This is a genomic window from Hyunsoonleella jejuensis (assembly GCF_900111025.1).
GTDB lineage: Bacteria > Bacteroidota > Bacteroidia > Flavobacteriales > Flavobacteriaceae > Jejuia > Jejuia jejuensis.
Genome location: NZ_FOFN01000001.1, coordinates 1,431,129 through 1,451,349, shown reverse-complemented (window position 1 = coordinate 1,451,349; position 20,221 = coordinate 1,431,129). Strand labels below are relative to the sequence as shown.

The 20,221-nt window shown below is 35.3% G+C and carries 16 protein-coding genes; 2 read left to right on the top strand and 14 right to left on the bottom strand.

Features of this window, described 5'->3' with window-relative positions; genetic code table 11:
* Positions 1–18 precede the first annotated feature (18 nt).
* The gene (locus BMY39_RS06255; protein WP_092577224.1) at positions 19–744 is read left to right on the top strand and encodes a head GIN domain-containing protein; all 726 of its coding nucleotides are present in this window, start codon (positions 19–21) and stop codon (positions 742–744) included.
* A 78-nt stretch (positions 745–822) separates the two neighbouring features.
* Here BMY39_RS06255 and BMY39_RS15065 read toward each other — a convergent pair whose 3' ends face one another.
* From BMY39_RS15065 to BMY39_RS06240, 3 genes are all read right to left on the bottom strand, one after another.
* Positions 823–1,200: a YceI family protein gene (locus BMY39_RS15065; protein WP_394333962.1), complete on the bottom strand. Its 378-nt coding sequence runs from the start codon at positions 1,198–1,200 to the stop codon at positions 823–825.
* 321 nt (positions 1,201–1,521) lie between these two features.
* Complete coding sequence (locus BMY39_RS06245; protein ID WP_092577218.1) at positions 1,522–2,787, bottom strand: hypothetical protein; 1,266 nt, start codon at positions 2,785–2,787, stop codon at positions 1,522–1,524.
* 24 nt (positions 2,788–2,811) lie between these two features.
* Positions 2,812–3,405 (bottom strand): YceI family protein, encoded by a 594-nt coding sequence (locus tag BMY39_RS06240; RefSeq protein WP_092577215.1) that lies wholly within the window; start codon positions 3,403–3,405, stop codon positions 2,812–2,814.
* Between the two features lie 202 nt (positions 3,406–3,607).
* Here BMY39_RS06240 and BMY39_RS06235 point away from each other — a divergent pair, with 202 nt between their 5' ends.
* Complete coding sequence (locus tag BMY39_RS06235) at positions 3,608–4,444, top strand: GIN domain-containing protein (RefSeq protein ID WP_245738186.1); 837 nt, start codon at positions 3,608–3,610, stop codon at positions 4,442–4,444.
* A 25-nt stretch (positions 4,445–4,469) separates the two neighbouring features.
* On the opposite strand, the gene BMY39_RS06230 is transcribed toward BMY39_RS06235, so the two are convergent.
* From BMY39_RS06230 to BMY39_RS06180, 11 genes are all read right to left on the bottom strand, one after another.
* Complete coding sequence (locus tag BMY39_RS06230; RefSeq protein WP_092577211.1) at positions 4,470–6,305, bottom strand: T9SS type B sorting domain-containing protein; 1,836 nt, start codon at positions 6,303–6,305, stop codon at positions 4,470–4,472.
* A 350-nt stretch (positions 6,306–6,655) separates the two neighbouring features.
* A complete protein-coding gene (locus BMY39_RS06225; RefSeq protein WP_092577209.1) occupies positions 6,656–7,879 on the bottom strand; it encodes a T9SS type A sorting domain-containing protein in 1,224 nt (407 codons plus the stop codon).
* Between the two features lie 395 nt (positions 7,880–8,274).
* Positions 8,275–9,513, bottom strand: coding sequence for a T9SS type A sorting domain-containing protein (locus BMY39_RS06220; RefSeq protein ID WP_092577207.1), 1,239 nt, complete (start codon positions 9,511–9,513; stop codon positions 8,275–8,277).
* Positions 9,514–9,548: 35 nt separating this feature from the next.
* The gene (locus tag BMY39_RS06215; RefSeq protein ID WP_092577205.1) at positions 9,549–11,558 is read right to left on the bottom strand and encodes a cellulase family glycosylhydrolase; all 2,010 of its coding nucleotides are present in this window, start codon (positions 11,556–11,558) and stop codon (positions 9,549–9,551) included.
* A 6-nt stretch (positions 11,559–11,564) separates the two neighbouring features.
* Positions 11,565–11,900: a hypothetical protein gene (locus BMY39_RS06210; protein WP_092577203.1), complete on the bottom strand. Its 336-nt coding sequence runs from the start codon at positions 11,898–11,900 to the stop codon at positions 11,565–11,567.
* Positions 11,901–12,011: 111 nt separating this feature from the next.
* A complete protein-coding gene (locus BMY39_RS06205) occupies positions 12,012–12,812 on the bottom strand; it encodes a sugar phosphate isomerase/epimerase family protein (RefSeq protein WP_177176554.1) in 801 nt (266 codons plus the stop codon).
* A gap of 83 nt (positions 12,813–12,895) precedes the next feature.
* Positions 12,896–14,374: a sulfatase gene (locus tag BMY39_RS06200; RefSeq protein ID WP_092577199.1), complete on the bottom strand. Its 1,479-nt coding sequence runs from the start codon at positions 14,372–14,374 to the stop codon at positions 12,896–12,898.
* 13 nt (positions 14,375–14,387) lie between these two features.
* Positions 14,388–16,070 (bottom strand): sulfatase family protein, encoded by a 1,683-nt coding sequence (locus BMY39_RS06195; RefSeq protein WP_092577196.1) that lies wholly within the window; start codon positions 16,068–16,070, stop codon positions 14,388–14,390.
* Complete coding sequence (locus BMY39_RS06190; protein ID WP_177176552.1) at positions 16,067–17,821, bottom strand: endo-1,4-beta-xylanase; 1,755 nt, start codon at positions 17,819–17,821, stop codon at positions 16,067–16,069. The genes BMY39_RS06195 and BMY39_RS06190 overlap by 4 nt, the downstream gene beginning before the upstream one ends.
* A 5-nt stretch (positions 17,822–17,826) precedes the next feature.
* Positions 17,827–18,675 carry an alpha/beta hydrolase gene (locus BMY39_RS06185; protein WP_092577192.1) on the bottom strand — a complete coding sequence of 283 codons (849 nt, stop codon included), beginning with the start codon at positions 18,673–18,675 and terminating at the stop codon, positions 17,827–17,829.
* Positions 18,676–18,681: 6 nt separating this feature from the next.
* On the bottom strand, positions 18,682–20,097 hold the full coding sequence (locus BMY39_RS06180; protein WP_092577189.1) for a sulfatase: 1,416 nt from the start codon (positions 20,095–20,097) through the stop codon (positions 18,682–18,684).
* Positions 20,098–20,221 lie beyond the last annotated feature (124 nt).

Sequence of the window (20,221 nt, the reverse complement as noted above, 5' to 3'; positions counted from 1 at the left end):
CTTTAAAAACAAAACATCATGACAACATTAATCAGAATCATCGTCACCTCCATTTTAAGTTTACTTATGTTCTCCTGCATCAATATGAATTGGGGTACTGGCGTAAAAGGCAATGGTAATGTAGTAATGGAAACTAGAGCCGTAAACGAATCATTTTCAAAAATAAAAGCTTCTGAAGGACTAAGCGTATATTTAACCCAGGGAAACAGCGAAAGTATTACAGTTGAAGCAGATGAAAATTTACAGGAACTTATTTTAACCGAAATTAAAGACGGTGTCCTTAAAATTCATTGCAAAGAACAAATTGGTAAAGCTTCTTCTAAAAAAGTAAATGTAAACTTTAAATCTATTGCTGACATTACGTCAACGAGTGGTAGTAGTGTACATTCTACCAACACGATTACTGCTGATAATTTAGAATTAAAATCCAGTAGTGGCAGCAACATGAAAGTAAAAGTGGAAGCAAATAATTTAACTTGCGATTCCTCTAGCGGCAGTAGCTTGAAGGTTTCCGGGGAAGCCCTAAGCTTAAGTGCAGATGCAAGCAGTGGCAGTACTATAAAAGCGGGAGACTTAAAAGCAAAATCATCTGAAGTATCGGCGTCTAGTGGTGCCAACTTAACTGTAAACACGTCTAAAGCGCTTATAGCGAAAGCTTCTAGCGGTGCTAGTGTAAAATATTACGGCAACCCAGAAATGTTGGATACCGACAAAAGTTCTGGCGGAAGTATTAATAAACGATAACTATAGCAACTAAATAAACTACAACCAAGTAAAAACCTGTTAAAACTATTTTAACGGGTTTTTTTAATGAGTTTTTATTTAAGACTGATTTTTTATTTGCAGCGCAAAGTCAATTTGAATTATCTCATTAACCACAACAAGTCCTAGCGCTTTCTTTGGTGGCTTCATATTGAAATCGCATATGTTAACGTCTAAAATTCCACTTATCTGCATGGTATCATACATATTTACTTGCATTGGAAATGTGTATGAGTTAACCACGCCTGCAATTTCTATATCTACATTTGCCTGTATGATATTATCGTTTTCTGCGTAGCTTTCAACTTCGTTTAATGTAATAATAATATTAGGATAAGTTTCAGAATTAAGCAACTTGAGAAAATCCTTATTCATGACCTTGTTGCCACAACTAAAACAAGAGTTGTTTAAAACGAGTTGAGTTTTTTTAAAAACCATCCTATTACCTTTCAACTCAAAATAAACAGGAATAGGGTCTTGGAGGGTTAAAACATTATATGCGCAATTAAACTTGTTGACATTAGTTTTTCCGTGAATAACTAATTTGCTTTCTGGTTTAATAAGAACGAAAGTATTGTTAGCATATTCTGCATAGGTAAACCCGAAAAAAATTAATATTATAAAAAACAATAAAACCCGTTTCATTACAATCGCCGTTAGATTAAATAAGCAAGTCTTAGTATTACAAGTTATAAATTTATAAAATAAATTAAAAGCTGAATAATACTAAGACCGATGCTTATTATAATAGATTATATTTTAGAAACTTATAACAGCTTCTGCCATTAATCCATTAAATTTACCTTCGTTAAATATACTGCCAGTGCCATAGCCATCATGCTTTTGAGAAACATATTCCAATTTCATTAAAACATTTTTAGTCATAAACCAACCAGCACCCAATTGGAATCTAGTTATTTCAATATCCCCTTCGTTAGCATCTTCTGCATCTACCTTATTATAACGTGTACCCAAGTAAAAGTTTTCGTTATTACCAAATCTATAAATTAATTCTCCTGCAAACTGTTTAGCCGTTCTTTCTTCTGTTTCAGCATTAGCCTTACCTTTTGTAGATTCAATAGTTCCAAAAAACTCTAAACCTTTATATTTTAGGAAAGGATTAAACATAATAGCAGTAATTTCATTTCTCATATTAGGGTTATAACGACCTGATCTGAAGTTTCCTTTTGCCGTCGCATCTACATCCTCTAAAACCAGATAATATCTAGAACCTGCTCTATCGGCACTGTACAAGTAAGATGTTCTTACTGCTCCTGTGTTATAAAGTGATCCTGTAAGCCTAAATCTAAAATCATCATTAAATTGCTTGTCGTAACCTAATTTGGCTAAGAAAGAAGCGCCTCCAGTATCTGGATTATCCACGCCTTGGTTAAGCTTACCGTTTGTAAAGCCAACCATTCCTAAGAAACCACTATCACATCTATAATAAAGCTCTGCACCTACTTCGGTAGTAAAGCCATCCATTATTAGGTTTCCTACAAATGGATTATAAATAGCTTGAGAGTTATCTGATCTTCTAAAATGAGCATCACCATAATTATTTTCCATATGACCTATTTTAAGAGTCGCATGTTTCATAAAATCTTCTAAAAGACCCTCGCTAATAAAATCTAACTTATCAATTTGAAAATATCCACCTTTTACGTAAGGTTCTGGATGGTGACGAGAAGACAAGTACGTTCTTAAATGCATTCTAACTCCATCAGCTAAAGCCACATCTAAATCTAAATTAGCTGTTGCCAGGTTAAAATTAGTTCCAATTTCTTTTAATGGAACTGCTCCTGAATTTTCATGATCTAAGGCTTGTAATTGCAGTGTTGAAGACCCTCCTACTCTAACCTTTACTCCATTAAATGTTGATACCGTATCTTTAGGAGCCTCAAAAACATTTATTCCGTCTTTATCAGGCTGCCTAAAATTATCTAAGCTTCTGTTTTGTGCGTAAAAACTAAAACTACTCACAAAAAATAATACCAGTAAGGTGTTTTTAATTATTGTTTTCATAATTTCTGATTTTTTAATTGTTTATTAATTTGGTTGTGTGAATTTTGTTGAAAATTTAATTGTAATTTCATCTCCTGTAGTTATGGTACCGAAAAGCGCTTTTGGCGGTTCAATCCCAAAATCTGTCATCTTTATTGTTTTAGAGCCTTCTATTTTTACCGCAGATTGGTTTACCTGCATTACAAAACTTAAAGTAATATCATTGGTTTGCCCAGAAATTGTCATCTTACCATTACTCTCTACTTTATAGGTATTATTTCCCGTTGGAGTTACACTTTTAATCTTTGTAACACTAAACATTATTTTTTTAAACTTATCTGTATTTAAAGCCTTATAAGTGTTTTTATCCATAGCTTTTTTTCCGCTTTTTAGGGATTCGGCTAGTATTTCTACACTTAATTTATTTATTTCACCCGTACCAAAATCCTTAAAAGAAATAAACCCAGAATAAGACTCTGCTACCTCTTCCCAATCGTGCAAACTAGATGTACCATAAATCTTTAAAGAAGACTCATTTAAGCTTAAATTATAGTCTTGAGCTTGTAAGAAATTAATTGTAAGCGCAAAAAATATAATTAAGCATGATACCCTAGTATTTATTTTTTTTCGTAAGTTCATTGCATATACTATTTTAGTATTCTTGTACAAAGGTCGTGGTAGATGATTGAGAATAATATGATAATTGTCATATTAAAATAAGAATTCAATAAAAAGCATATTCAAAAAGAAAGTTTTATTGCTAAATAACTAAATTTAAAACTAATCTTTGGTTGATAGTAACAAAAAAAATCTAGAAAAACATAACTATAAAAAACGCTAAATGATGAAATACTGGATATATAATTTGATATTAGTTGTAAGCTGCAATCTCGTCTTCGCACAAAGCCCCGAAAAGATAAAAGGAAATAGATTGGTTTCCATTATAAATACTGAAATCAGTTCTTTTCATACTATAAGTCTAGATGAAGATTTTGAAATCGAATTGATTTATAACAAAATACCTTCAGTAGAAATTGAAACTGATGAAAACTTACATGAAGTAATAAATTTTTCGGTGAAAGACAGTGTACTTTACTTTAAAAAACTAAACAGAATTACTTCTAAAAAACGTATGAATATTAAAGTAAGTTACAACGATTTCCTCAAACATATTAAAGCTACCGATGATACCGAAATTATTGGATTAACACCTTTAAATTTAAGCAATCTTACATTAAAGACTAGCGGTTCATCAAAAATTAGCTTAACTATTCAAACAGGTGATTTTAGTTTTGAAAGTGCAGATAAAGCCAGGGCGCAACTAAATATCACTTCTGATACGTGTCATATAAACATGAAAGGCACGGGCAAACTAGAAGCTTTAATTAACGCCCCTAAAGTTTCAGTAGGCCTTTATGAAAGGACCAATGCAGTAATTGAAGGCAATTGTGATACTGCAGATATAGAACTGGATAATAACACCGTATTTAAAGGTGATAACTTTACTATAAATAGTTGCAAAGTAGAATGTAATATTTCTAGCAATGCTTATTTAGAGGTAGTAAAGGATGTTACTATTGATGCTACGGGCACTAGTGCTATTTACCTATACCAAAATCCTAAAATTACTATTAATAGTATGGCAGATACTACTAAGCTTCAAAAGAAAGTTAAGTAATATGGTTTGCTATGTTTCTGCAATATTATCTCACCAAACTAAAATGAGATTTGAACGTTTTTAGTTGATTATCTAGAGGTTCAACATATTCTATTATAAACCAATAATCATCACCAGGTAAGGATTTCCCATTAAAGTTACCGTCCCACCCTCGAGAAGTTGCACTTAATTGTTTTATGAGTTTCCCGTACCTATCAAAAATAGTAACCTTTGCTTCGGGTTGACTATGTAATCCAAAAACATGCCATGTATCATTAGTTCCATCTCCATTTGGGGTAAAATATGATGGATAATCCATCACGAATGTTTTAATCGACGAATAACCGCAACCCGATAAATTTTTTACCGTAATATTATGCTCGCCGATGGACACATTTTCAAAAATATTATAAGATTGCCATGACCCATTGTCCAAACGGTATTCGAAATCTTGAGTACCAATTGCTGCAGCACTTACCTCTATACTATTGGTCTCTACAAATGCTTGGGTAATTACATGAGCAGAGATTTGTGGCGGCTCGCTTATTTGAACATAAGTTGCTGCAAAATTTTTACATCCAGTAGCTACATTAATAAATTCTACCTCATAATCCCCTTCATCTCTGGGGAAAATGAAGCTATTAGTTTCAGAAGACAGCAACGTTCCGTTGAAACGCCATACAAAAATGTATTCCATTTCAGATAGCTGAGTATCTATAACTGGAGGTGTAAGAATCTCTTCCGTACCATTTGTGTTTACGCATAGAATGTAGGTATCACTTAATATTGTTTCGGGTAATAGGTCTACTTGAATATCAAATTTTCCTACTGTAAAACACTGAGGTGAAGAACCCAAAATATTTTCTACGCGTACAAAAAGCGAATCTCGTTGTTGGGTATTGGTATATAACGTTGGCAATGGGGTTGCGGTTCCAGATACGGCATCTTCCTTACTCTTATAATAAGTTACTTCAAATGAGGCAGAATTATAGCCATTTAAAATGTCGTCTGTTTTGGTTTGAAGATTAAATTCAGCTATACCATCATTATTATCTTGATAATCGCAGATTACAATATCCTCTATGGGAACGGATAAATTTACAACCTCAAGTATATTTAAATGATACTCATATACTCCTATAACAACTCCCGCAGCATTTAGCACTTCTGCTCTGTATACACCTGAAGTAGCCACCTCCAAAATCGAAGAAGAATTTTCAGGAATATCAATAAAATATCCTGTGCCATCGTCTTTATACCATTTGTAAAGCGTTGCTCCTACTGTCGTGGCATTCAGTATTTCTGGCGTTCCTTGACAGCCTTGTTGGTTTATAACAATAGGATCTTCAACCAATACACAATTTGTTGTAGCAGAACCAGCGGTTTGGGTAACAGTTATGAAGCCTGGTTTTCTTGAAAAGTTTGTAATTAATAAAAGATAGTATTCACCTGCCTTTGTATTTGCAATATCTGCCTCTTCCACAAAATTAATCGTATAACTGCAATCTATTATTTTAGCAGTCGTTAAATCTGACACGCAAGCTGAAGTGGGGTCTTTAAAAGGTCCATAAACAATAAAATCTACATCTAAATCCGGAAACCCACCTCTTGTGGTACTCTGCTCAATTTTCAACTTAATATCACCATCCTCAGCAATCTGCAAATAAAACCAAGACGGATTAAGCTGCAAGATTACACAGCCGTAGTCTGGTCCTGTTTCTGCTAAATTAAAACCAGAAGTGTTAGCGTACGAAAATTGACTAGACCCACAAAGTGGTTCTGCATCTATACAAACCTTCCCGCTACCTTCTTGAGCATAAAGTAATGAGTTACTAATTAAAATAAGATATATAAATCCCTTTATGTTTCTTAAGACATTCACTATTACTATTGAAGATTGTTAAGATGATTTCCTATATTCTAGGTGATGCCTTTTAGAAGTTTGGGTAGTTTTACCTCTAACGTTATTTAATCTGTTTACTTTAGAAATAGTAGATCTGCTTCTTTTTGAACTGCTATTACAACTAAATTTTAGTAATAGCAAATTGAAAGCTACAAGCAAACCGACGATAACAAATACAGCTGTCATATGATTTAAAACGTTTAGTTGTATGAAGCTCTCAAGACTAGTATTTTTTGCATCAAAACCACTAGAATCATAGAGTAATTCTTGTTAATTTGAAATACACCAATGCCTTTAGGTTAAAAGCATTGGTGCAATTATCACTATACTTATTTAGTAATTACAAATTTCTTGGTTCCGGTATTTTTATCATTATCTTCAATTTGAAGCACATAAATACCAGTTGTTAAATTTGAAATATCAATTTTATCACCATAAACTTTGTCGGCAACCAACACTTGCTTACCTGTTACATCATAAACGCTTAATTTTGAAATACCATTTAAACTTTTAATTTTTAAAATGTCTTTCGCAGGGTTTGGATATAAGCCAAATTCAATGGTGTTTGAACGTTTACTTTTTGAACTTAAGGTATAAAAATCGAACTCAGAAGAAACATTATCTACGGCAACTTTATTTCCCATTAAACCACCACCTTGAAGCCTTATACGAATAATTATTTTGTTAAACGGTTGCGTAACTGGTTTGCTAAGATTAACAGTCGCCCACGTGTTCGCTGATATAGTTTCGAGTCCGGTAAATAAATTTTCGACTAAAGCACCTGATGCATCATAGGTTCTTATAGCAGCCTGAAAATTAATATTTGCATTAGTAGTAAAAGCATCAAAACTAATAGAAACCAGCGAGGTGTTTACGGTAGAACCAAAATCAAACTCTGCATTTTCAATATAATTATTAACATTTGTTTGGTCTTGTACAAAGTCTATTTGTACTACTTCGGTACCGTTAGTTCCTGCGTCGGTTACTACTCCTGCCGTAATATCTGGTCCTACAACAGACCAGCCAGTTAAGTCCCCTGTTTCAAAATCTGGATTGGTGATAAACGTATCCTGTGTACCCGTAGTTACCTTAACAAAACTTACATCGTCAATCAAATAGGTTGCACTGGCAGTTTTCCCTATAACCCTAACATTTAAAGGATCTGTGGTTAGCCCATTGAAAATATGTGTGTATTCTTCCCAAACACCTGTATTTTGAATAGTATATTGTGCTCCGCCTGCAAATGCACCTTGGAAAATATCTCCTTGGATTTTATCTCCTGCGGTTCCTTTTACTTTAAAAGACAACAAATAATCTCCTGCAACTGCTGGTGACGTATTTGGGCTTGATTTAGCGCCTGAATTTATGGCTGCGGCTGCATCAATTTGCATTGCTCCAAGAGCATCGGCTCCCTCTGTTCCAGTTTGGGTAATTGTGGCACCATTTTGTACCACCCATCCATCTAAGGTCGTATCGAACGTACCGTTAGTAATTACTTGTGCCATTCCTAGTAATGGCAAAACGAACATACATAATAATGTAATTTTTTTCATGATTTTGTGTTTTATTTTAATTAGTCAAATTTTTAAAACACAAGCAAATACAAGAATGTTAGATTGAGAGGGGCAGATACAATAGCAACTAGTAATTCTATCTGATTCAAAATTATATGTTAATACTTTCTTAAAGGTTCAAAATTCATTACTTAGAGTATAATTATTGTCAAAGACAAGGTAGTGTAACAGATAAACTGTTGATATTTCCTGACAAAACGTTATGAACTGATATTTAAGCTACTAGAGTGGTTTTTGATAAAAACGACGTTTGATTAAAATGAAGCACAGTAGCCAAAATAGTTGAAGGCACCATAACCACTTAAGATTAAACCAAAAAAACCGCTCCATAAATTACGGAACGGTTTTAATAATTTATAAAACTTTGGTTGAAACTATTCTACCACAATTTTTCTAGTTGCAGTTGCATTCTCAATATTGGTGATTTCTACCATGTATAATCCAGATTTTAAAGACGTAATATCTAAACCATCGTTTACCAATTTAGAGTTTTGTAATACCAACTTTCCTGTGATGTCATATAATGACACTTTAGAAATAGCCGACAATCCTTTGATATATAAAACATCTTTTGCTGGGTTAGGGTATAAGATAAAATCAAAACTAGTTCTACTAGAAGTAGAAAGCGTTTGAGCAGGTGTAATACTACATGCCACGTTATCTATATCCACGTAATCTCCATTAATTGCAGCAGGGTCGCTTCCATTTTGTCTTAGTTTATAACGAAATACAATTTGATCAAAATCATTAGCAATTGGTTTATTAAAGGATATCGTTTCCCAAGTATCCGCAGCACCTAATGATGAAACTACTCCTGTATTTTCGTTAGTTTTAACTCCACTTAGGTAAGTTTCGAATAATACCTGGTGCACTAAATCTGTTCTGTTACTCTTGATGTCGAAACTCACAGATACCGTTTGTGCCGGTTGAACTGAACCAAAGTCATAAATAACATTATCTAAAAAGTTGTTAGTTGTAGTGGTGGCATTAAGTTCTAATCTACCAGCATTACCGCCACCATTTCCAGTAACTAATTGAGCGGCACTTGCTTCTGGCCCACTAGTGGTCCATGGAGACAATCCTGATTCAAAATCGCCATTAGTTACAATATTTTCTGCAGAAGCATTGAAAATCACCCATTTATCTATTTTTAAAGTTCCCGTAGTAACAGTACCTTTTGCTCTAATACCCACTCTATCGATAGTACCACCATTATCAGGGTTAGAAGGTATGGCAACAATAAAATCCGTAAAACCTGAACCATCAGTTACGGTAGGCATAGTGAAATCTACTAATGTTCCTTGGCCAGCAGCCGTAGAACCCGCATCGTAATTAACAACTTGCCAAGTTTCAAAATCGGTTGAATTTTCAACGCGAATTCCTAAAAGTGTATAATTGGCTTCAACCAAATTTAAACCATCTGGTGTTCTTAATTGATGAAATGACCCTCCCCATGTGTCATTCGAAATTACACCGCCAGCAACTGTAAGGTTCGACATACCTCCTTGGGTGAAACCTTCCTGATTTCCATCAGTATTAAAATCGTATACTACATCCTGTCCAAAGGCAATAAAAGGCAAGATAGTTAAAAGTAAAAATGTAATTTTTTTCATAATAAGTGAAGTTTTAATAGTTATTTAATAATCAATTAATTTAATAAAATTTTTCGTGTTGTACAATTTTTATTTTGGTCTGTCAACTTCAAAAGGTAAAACCCTTTTTTCATGTTAACAGTTTGAATTTCAATAATGTTATCATCCTTAAAAGCATAAACATTTTTTCCAGTTACATCAAATAATTCTACATTTTGTATACGATTTTTAGACGCTATATGCATAACATTTGATGCAGGATTTGGATACACTTTAAGATCATCATTTAAATTTACATTGGCTACACTCAAGGTTTGTTCTTCCATTTTAAAAGCATCGAAATAATAAGAACCCGTTGAAGCTCCGCAAATAATTTGAAACTCTAACCCAGCGGTATTCGCTGGTACGGTGTACTCATACGTCCACTCTTGGTAATTTGTTGATAATGCAATGGTTTTTCCAGGATAGGATACAGCTCCTACAATATCCTCGACCCTTAAACGTATACGCATACTCTGCGAGCCGCTTGAAGCTTTGGCATAACCAGAAAACACATAGTTATTGCTGGCATAAGTTGAGGCATCTACATCCAAATTTTTTACAACTACTGCATTTAATGCTGGACCAGCGGTGGTAACATCTATTTCTAATGAAGTGCTAGAGTTATAGCTATTGGCAACATCGGTATTGCTTATTGCAGCCACGGCACCGTTTTGTGCCAGCAAGGACCAATCGGTATCGAAACCACATTCAATATCGGCATTAGATATGATACCAGAAGTTTCACAAGTACCGGTAATACCTAACAACGCATTTTTCACATCTTCTACCCAAGTGGAGCTGTCTATAACCGTACTGAGCGATGTGTTTTTTGGATCGTAAGATATTACCGTAAAATCATTAATATCATAATTTACGGTTGACGGTGCATCTGTACGTTTATGAATGGTTTTATTGGATTCTGGACCAGCATCCCAAGCCGCAAAACTAAACCCTCTGCTTATGGCTTCTTCTGCAATAAACCTGTGATATTCAACTCGAGAAGCATTATCAGGACCACCATCGGCAAATCCTGTAGCATTAGATGAAACAGAAGCTAAATCTCCCGTAGAATAATTATAACCCAAGGTGTTGTCTGCTCCAAATTCTCCTAAAAAAACAGGAACGTTGTTTGTGTTTGCCCAAGCAAGCACATTATCAAAATGGGTTTCAACACTACTTTTATCGCTAGTGTCACCCCAAGTATTCTGATCCTGGGGATCTCTAGAAGAACTCGTAAATTTAAAAGGCAAATAATAGTGAAATGTTGGAATTAAATATGCATCGCCCGATAAAATAGCAGTATCTATTTGCAGTGGTGCTTCCCAAGAATTCTCACCACCACCTGTAATGATAACATTTCGTGAGGTGTTATTGCTTCCAGAAGCTCTAATAATGCTTAGAACATCTGTGTTAATGGTATTCATTTCTACTTCGGACAACCTGAAATAGGGCTCGTTTACAATTTCGAAGAGTAGATTATACGAGTAGTCTTTTAATCGGTTGGCAATTTGCCCCCAAATAGCTCTGAATTTTTCATTATCAGCAGTACGTCTGGCAGAATCTGGATACGTATATAATGTAGGTGCATAGGCTTGATCGAACCTATCTAAAAACTCTTCTTTAAGTTTAGCACCGTGAAAATCTAAAATTACAATGAGTCCTTCATTAAGTCCCCAAGTTATTACCTCTTCTACACGGTCTAAATAGGTTGCACTAACCACATAATCTGAAGGGGACCCAGTATAAGATGCCGATGTTCCTGCTGCAGATGAGTAGATGCTAGTATCACCGCTCGTTCTGTCACCAAAAAAGTCTATTGGCACCCTAACATTGGTAAAACCAGCAGATGCAACATCCGTAAAATATTGTTGGGTCACTGCCGGTGCCCAATTACCTTCTACAGGTGCACTCAATACATTACCGATATTGATACCTCGCCCCATATTACTCACCATTTGCTGTGGTATTATTTGGGCCAAGGCATTATATGCTATTAATAGTGTGAAAAGTAGAAACCTCTTCATTTAGACTTATTTATCTTTCCCTGCTTTATTAGCTAGTCGTTGTTCTTTAGTTAACACTTCAGAAAATATTTGTTTGAAATACTTTTTATTTACCGCTTTTAATTCCTCATCAGAACTTCCAGATTTTTTAGCTTTGCGGTATTCTTTTATTCTATTGATATGAATAGTTGCAATTTCTTCCTTCTGAGCATCTGTTAATGCTGCCGATGCATCACCTTTAATGATTTGAGCGTTTAATTCTTCTACTTTCTCGGTAGCTATTTCTTTAATTTTATCTGATTGCGCAAAACTAGTGGTTGCGAAACCGATCAATAATAGACATGTAAAAATTATTTTTTTCATCTTATTTTGGTTTTTAAAAATTCGTTGGTTTTTCTATTTGTAAAATTCTATAAATCATCCCTAAATTAGGTTCAATAATCGTCTGATAGGGTTTGATAAGCGCAAAATCAACTAGTTTAGGATATTTTTTAAGCCCTCATAATTTTCTTGTAATATAATTTCTGGATCGCCACCTTTTACATGGCCAAGAATATTGAATGGTCCTTTATAGCCTAAATCTATTAAACGTTGAATCATTTCTTTCTCGAGATTGCCTTCACCAATGGTTATAATTTTTGGTCCTTCGGCTCTCATTCCATTTAAACTAACCGCCCATAAATAAGGTAGGAGTTTCTCTATATATTCCGGATACTCTTCTAGCGTATCGTGAGCATGATGAAAATTAAATACAATACCTAAATCTTCATTAGGCAAAGCCTGTATGATTCGCAATTGATTTTCGGGTTTGCCAAACCAACCACCATGGTTATACAATCCTATTTTACACCCTAGTTTTTTGGCACGTTTATAAAGGTAAGACACCATTTCTACGGTTTGCTTCAATGATTCTTCATCGGTTAATTCGTCAAAATACTCTGGATAAAAACCTACCCATATTTGGGTTTTTAAACCTGTTTTTTTTAGGTTCTCAAATACAGGTTCTGCATCGTACCTCAACTTACCAACTTTGTCTTTATATAAATTTATATAAAGCCAAACCGCTTTTATATCAATACCCTCTTCTTTAGCCAATTGCCATTCTTGAGCCATTGTTGGTAAATGTTTGGGGCGGTAGCCATAGGCATATTGCTTGTAACCCAAACGCTTTAGCATATCAATACGCTCTTTGGGTGTACGCTCTTTTACATCGAAGCCTACAATAGACCAAGGTATAAGATTATCTTTTGAAAAAAGGGTTGCTGTTTCACTCATTTGATGTTTTGTACTTTTACAAGAACTATTAATTATTAGCAAGAGAAGAATTAATGTGCTCTTAATTTTTGAGTTTTTTTTCATTATTCGGTGGTTTCTTTACCTTCAATTTGCGCCTTGTAGGCGTTGTGAAGTATGTGTTTTAGTCTTTTTACAACCTCTTGGTATTCTGGAAGTGCAACAACATTACGGTTTTCATCTTTATCCACTCTATGGTCGTAAAGCATAGATGCTATTGTTGTGTTGTCTTCGGCTTTAATAAACTCGGTATAACTAAAATCTGGTGTTTTTAGGGTATATCCATTACCCTTTTTAATTAAGATGTGGTCCTTGCCTTCTGCTTTTTTATCTCTTAAAACAGGAACTAAACTTGTGCCGTCCAATTGATTCTTAGGAACCTCTAAACCACATAAATCGGCTAATGTAGGATATAAATCTACCAATTCTACCAAGGCATTTCTCTCACCGCTTTCTTTTGACAATGGATTGTAGATTATTAGAGGTACTTGAGTTGACGTATTATAATTGGTGAATTTTGCCCACTGTGTGTGTTCCTGTAAGTTATAACCATGGTCTGATACCAGTATAATAATAGTGTTTTTACCAAGATTTTGATGATTTAATTCGGATACTATTTTACCAATTAAGGCATCTACATAACTTACCGTAGCGTAATACCCATGAATTAAATCTATTGCCAAAGTATCACTTACCTGACCTTCCTTAGGGATATTAGAATACCCCCGCATTTCGTGCCAATTGCTAATACTCATTTTAGGTGCATTCTTAGGAATGTAATTATAGTTTTCGGGTTGTTTTATACTATCTCTAGGATATAAATCCCAATACTTTTTTGGTGCATTAAATGGTAAATGCGGACTAATAAATCCAGCTGTTAAAAAGAACGGTTTTTCGGCTTTTTTTAGTTTTTTGAGGTCTCTGATTACTTTCTCCGTTAAGAGTCCATCTATGTAGGTGGAATCATGAACTTCAGCACTTTCGTAAGCAGGCCCAGTGTTAGTAGCTTTATATTCTTGAATATTTTCGGGACGTTGATAATCTTTCCAAAGCGATTGCCAATAATCGGTTGGTGCTAAACCCAAATTGTTTTCATTGAAGGCATAAGGTCGCCAAACCTCATCCCAATCGGTTTCCCTATCATCTAAATGATGGTATATTTTTCCGTTTGAAATAGTGATGTAGCCATTATTTTTAAACCATTGTGGCAGGGTTATCGCTTGTGGCGTTTCGTTTTCTACAAAAGTATTGTAGTCTAAAAACCGATGCTTTGTTGGTAACACACCTGTTAATGTGCTTGCTCTAGATGCACCACAAACCGGTACATTGCAATAGGCATTATTAAATTGAACGCCTTGTTTTGCCAGAGCATCAATGTTTGGGGTTTGTATTAAAGTGTTTCCGTAGCACCCCAGTTCGGGACGTAAATCGTCCATGTACAATAAAAGTATATTTGGCTTTTTAGTCTTGGTTTCATTTTTGGAATTGCAGGAATATATCAAGCAAGCTAAAACCAAAATACCACAGCGTACAAACACCCTCATTGTTTCTAGGTTTTTAAAGTTCTTCTGAAACAATGTCACTTGCCTTAAACCCTATTCTATGCGCTATGGTGTACAGAAGTTTGCCATTTTCTACAGCTATAGGCGCAGTATAAAGTTGCCAGGGACTATTAAAATCAAGATTTTCTATGGGCTGGTCTGATATGATATAGGCCATTGATGCACCTGTGGTATCGCACGATAAGGTTGCGTTTTTACCTTTAGAGGCGTTACTAATACTTACATTAACTGTCTTTGTAGTCGGTTGCTGATTATTGGGCCACATATTCGCAATCATTTCAGCTTCAGGTGTTAAACCAAAATCTGGTCTGTTTTCAAAATGCGCGTTGAGCGTTCCTCGCATTTTAAGCAAAACATCCTGATATTCTGGGGCATCTGCTAAGTTGTTAATTTGGAATGGATCGTTGATGCAGTCGTATAACTCTTCCTTTGTTTTCGTTTGAAACCAAATTTGTTGAACCTCGTTTAATTTACCTGCTTCCCTCAATTCCAAAAACGTATCCATCATAGGTATATTTCTTCTATAAGCCAAATCCTTGTACTTGGGCAGTTCAGGGAAATCGTTTCTTACATACAAATACTGCTTATCCCGTGTGGCTCTAATTCGGTCTGTAAACTCATCAAACCTATCTGAACTTGCAAAAATATATTCGCGTTCTTCGTTATCATATTTACCTAAAAAGGGTTTTCCTTCCATGTACTTTGGCGGTTCTACTCCAGCTAAACTTAACATGGTTGGTGCCAAATCGACAAAAGATATCAGTCGGTCCGTTCTTCCAGGCTTGCCATCCAAACCTTTAATAATAAAAGGTACTTTTAAGCCAGAGTCATAAATTTCCCGCTTATGTCTTGGTAACGGCCCACCATGGTCGCTATAAAAGAATATAATGGTATTATCGTATAAACCATCTGCTTTTAATTGGGCTATGATATTTTCCACGCGTTTGTCCATCAACTCTACATTGCTGTAGTGTCTAGCTATCGTATTTCGTGTTGCTACATTATCTGGTAAATACGGTGGCACGGGTACGTCATCAGGATTTACCGTAAGTGGCAAATCTTTATTACGCCACAGATAGCTTTCGTGAGACACATCAATATTAAATATTGAAAAAAAAGGTTTACCCTTTGGTGCATTGCGCCAATGAGCACTTTGGTTGTTTTCATCCCAAGAGGTTACTGGGGCCGCGAACTGGTAATCGGTTTTGTAATTATTGGTACAATAATAGCCTGCTTCCCGAAGATACTCCGTATAGCATTTTATGTAATCGGGTATTACCGCAGAATACTTTCTTATGGTATTTCCACTAATATCCTGAATGTCCACTTTGGCACTATAATCCCGTCTTCCCCAAGAGAACACATCATGCGATGTACGCATGTGCATGGTTCCTATACTTGTGGGGTACATGCCCGTAATAATAGTAGAGCGACTAGGGCCACAAACCCCCACTGTGGTATAAGCATTATCGTAAATAATACTTTCACTAGCAAGTTTATCTAGGGCAGGCGTTTTAGCCGTATTATCACCGTAAAAGGAAAGCGTTGGACTAATATCTTCAGTTACTATCCATAAGACATTAGGTTGTTTGGTTTCTTCTTGTTCTTGATTTTGTTTTGGTTCTGATTTGCAGGATAACACCACCAATATTAACGCAAATTGCAGTACTCTTATCATAATTCAATCTTTTTGAAATTAGTTTGATTCGGCTTCACACTAAACGTGCCTTTAATTAATTTGTTACCATCTAAAAAAGCATATTCATATTCACCATAAAAACCTGTACCATCTATCACCCCTCTTTCGTTGCTATTGCCTACCAAATTGGTATTCCACTGGTCATGCACCAAAGAAAAGAACGCTTTTCCCATGGCACCCAGGCTCCAATCTTTATTATAGACATCCACTTTTTTTCTTTCATCCTCAACAAAGCCCCAAAACAAAAATTCCCTAACCTTAGGGTGGCTTAAGGTGGCGATCATAAAATCTTTGGTGTATTGCTCTCTAATTTCAGGATCTTGTATATCCATAGTGAATTCTGAAATACTTATTTCCTTATCCAATTGCCCGTAAAAATCAAGAATTTCTATAACTTTTTCAGGTGGAGTAAGGTCGGAACCTATATGGCATTGAATACCAATACCGTCAATTAATCCTTCAGTATTTTCATCGATTCGTTTAACAAAATCGTAATACCAATGTTGTTTTTGTGTGTCTAATCCACCTTTACTAATAATACCATACTCGTTGGTAAATGCCAATACGTTGGGCTGTTTTGCCTTTAAAGCCCTAAAACCGTTATACAGAATATCTTCCGACCCAGTAATGGTTTGCAAATCTTGGTTGGTGTAGGCTTCGTTAACCACGTCCCAGTGTGACACCTTGCCTTTAGTTACCTCTAGCATGGTTTCCACATGGTCTTCTGTTAGCTTTGTAATAGCTTTTGGGTCATCCTCTTTTTCCTTAAAAATAGGTGTTAAATAATTAAATCCAGGCCAAATCAGCACATGCCCTTTTACTTTTATATTGTCTTTATTAAGCATTTGTAGGGCTTCCATTGTCGTGGGTCTTTTAACCTCCCATCTCCATGTCTTAATTTTTAAATCGTTTGCAGGAACCGCCAAATTAAATGCCTTTTTAAAATTGCTATAGTAGGTCTGGTCTTCAACTATATCCTTAGCATTAACTGCGGCCCCAAACAAGAATGCATGTTTTTTAAGTTTTATAGATACCGCTTGGTTAGCTACAGGAACGTTGTTTTTAACTAATTGTATTTTAAAATTGCCTTTACGCAAGCTATCAATACGTTTTATAGCAGACGCTCTCCATGGGGCATCTGGTTCCATACCGCTGTAGGTAATTTTTGTTTTTGGCAAACTATTTATGCTTGTTCCCTTTGGAAAAACTTCAAATTTTAAATTTTTTATTTGAAAAGATTGTGGCTTAAAACCATAGTGAAAGACAAGTTTAAAGGCCTCCTCTTTCAATGGTACGTTGGCTTCAAAAGGTAAATAGTAGGTTTGCCAATTTGATGATATACTTTGCGTGGTAACGAGGTTATCTTTATAGGAATCTGTCTGGCGAAATAACACATTAACTTTTGCCTCACCGGTTTCTAAGCTTGATTTAACCGTCCTAGCATCAAAGGAAACCAAGAATACAGTTCCTGCTTTATAGTTTCCATTTTTTATAGGCAATGCTGTAGCGCAATTGTATATAAATTTGGGTTGAACAAAGGTTTCAAATTCAATAATTGGCGTATTGGCAATAGTGTCTGTAGTAGCAGTAACCTTACCATAGTTTTTATTTGTACTGAGGTGTTTTAGTTTATCACCAAGTATGAGGTCTTCTCCGTTTATAGTACTGCTTTGCGCAAAGGCACTAAACGATAGGATGCATACTATTAATTGAAAAATCAATCGTTTCATAATCATTATTTTTTAATTGTAGGGACACCCTCCAAAAAGCCTAAGGATGTCAAAAAAGTATCAGTTTTTATAAGGGTGTCTGTAAAATAGTTTCCTCTATTGAAAAAGCTATGTTCTGCGCCTTCATAAAAATGTAGATCACAGCGACTGCCTACAGCCTCCATTTTAGCTTTGTATTCTTCGGATGATATTACGGGGGTTGTCTTGTCGTTAGTGCCAAAAAACACTATGGTAGGCGGTGCTCCGTTTGAGATATTATGCAATGGTGAAATCTCCAAATATCTGCCATTCATTCTTCGATAGCCGTAACCTCGTTTACTATTATCGTAAACAGGGTTATAAAGCACTAATGCATTGGCTTTAGAGCTGACACTAAGGTCTTCGTTTTTGGCTTCCAAACCTTCAATGTTTCCACAAGCAGCGGCCAAATGGCCTCCTGCCGATCCACCTCCGGAAGCAATTTTATCTGGATTGATACTTAAATCTTTTGCATGTTTCCGTACGTAGCGAATAGCCGACTTTGCATCTTCAACGGCTTCAAAAGGCGTGGTTTGATGCGTGTTTTTAAGACGATATTCAGCAGAAATAGCAATCATTCCTCTAGAAGCCAGATATCGAGATTGCCGTTGAAAGGCTTTATAAGAGCCTCCATTCCAACCACCTCCATGGAAAAACACAATGCAGTTATAGGTTTTAGAAGCATCAAAATCCAAAGGTTTATAAATATGCAACTTCAATGCAATAGTATCAATTTTCTTGTAAATGACAGTTTCAGATTCTATTTCAGGTATTGGGTTTTGTGCATAAAAACTTAAACAGGTGAAAAAAATAACACTATAAATTAGAGTTTTCATAAGGCTTTAAAAATTAGATTTCCAAGTGTTTAATTCACCAAGCAGAGCCTGAGTTAATTTAGGATTATCTTCTGAAATGTCCTTACTTTCAGATGGGTCGTTAACAATGTTATATAATTCTGTTCGTCCTTCCTTATACCAATTAATCAATTTAAAGTCCCCTTTTCTAATACTTGAGGATTTGGTGTCTCCAGTGCTTTTAGGTCTGGCTTTTGAGGAGTGCCAAAATACGGTGCGGTCTTTCCAATTCTCTTCACCTTTAAGTACTGGAAGAAAACTTTTACCATCGGTTTTTAAATCAGCTTTCGAGGTAATATCGGTTAAGGTAGGAAAAACATCCATGAGCATAATGATAGATTCGTTATCTGTTCGTGGTTGAAATTTACCGTTCCATTTCACCAATAAAGGCACTTTTATACCACCATCATACAACCAACCTTTACCTGCACGCAACGGATAATTTGTTGTAGCCAAATCGCGCTTATTATACCCATCGTTAGACAAACCTCCATGGTCTGATGAAAAGATAACGATAGTGTTGTCTTCAATATTCAAATCTTTCAAGGTTTGTAAAAGCTTGCCCACATTTTCATCCATAGTTTCAACCATGGCCGCATATTTAGGGTGGTTTTGGCGCATTTTAGTACGGCCAGTACCTTCTGGAATGAATTCTGGTTGATTTCCAAAATCGAAATTCTTAATTTCTTCTTTATTGCGTTGTATATCCTTTTGTTTGGCTTCTAAAGGCTGATGCACTGCATAAAACGAAAACATAGCCATGAAAGGTTTGTTCTTATCTGCATTTTTAATGTATTTAATCACATTATCCGTCATCACATCCATTAAATAATCGCCTTCTTTACTCACATTATCTACGTCTGGAATAGGGGATTTTTTAGTTTTTCCTTTGCCTTTAAACACATTAAAAGGGTATAAAAAGCTTATTGGAGAGCCTGCGTGTCCTGCGCCAAAACTATAGTCGTAACCAAAATCCTTTAAGCTCCCTTCGCCACCAAGATGCCATTTGCCAAAATATGCGGTTTGGTATCCTGAGGCCTTAAATTGCTTTACAAAGTTTTTATTATCTGGCGTATTATTTAATTTAAACCCATCATCTGGCACATTACCATTTTGTACAGGATAATTCCCCGTCATCATTGCATACCGTGATGGCACACATCGTGGATAGTTTGCATAGGCATTGGTAAAAGAAATAGATGCTTTCTCTAAAGCATCAATATTTGGTGTTTGATAAATTTTTGAGCCATGGCCACTTAAATCATGGTATCCTAAATCATCCACATGAATAATTAAGATATTAGGTTGTTCTGTTTCGGTAGTTTGCTTTAGGTTCGATTGTTGTGTTTTACAGCCAAAAAGCAAAACTAATATGATAAATGCAAAACGTTTTATTAGATTCATAAGTGTATTTTTTATGATAAGCTAAAATTAGATTAAAAATTTACCTCAATGTATAACTAAGTATCTGAAAAGGTTAGATAATCGTCTATTTCAATTTTTTACGCTTATTATGCCCTATAGCAAG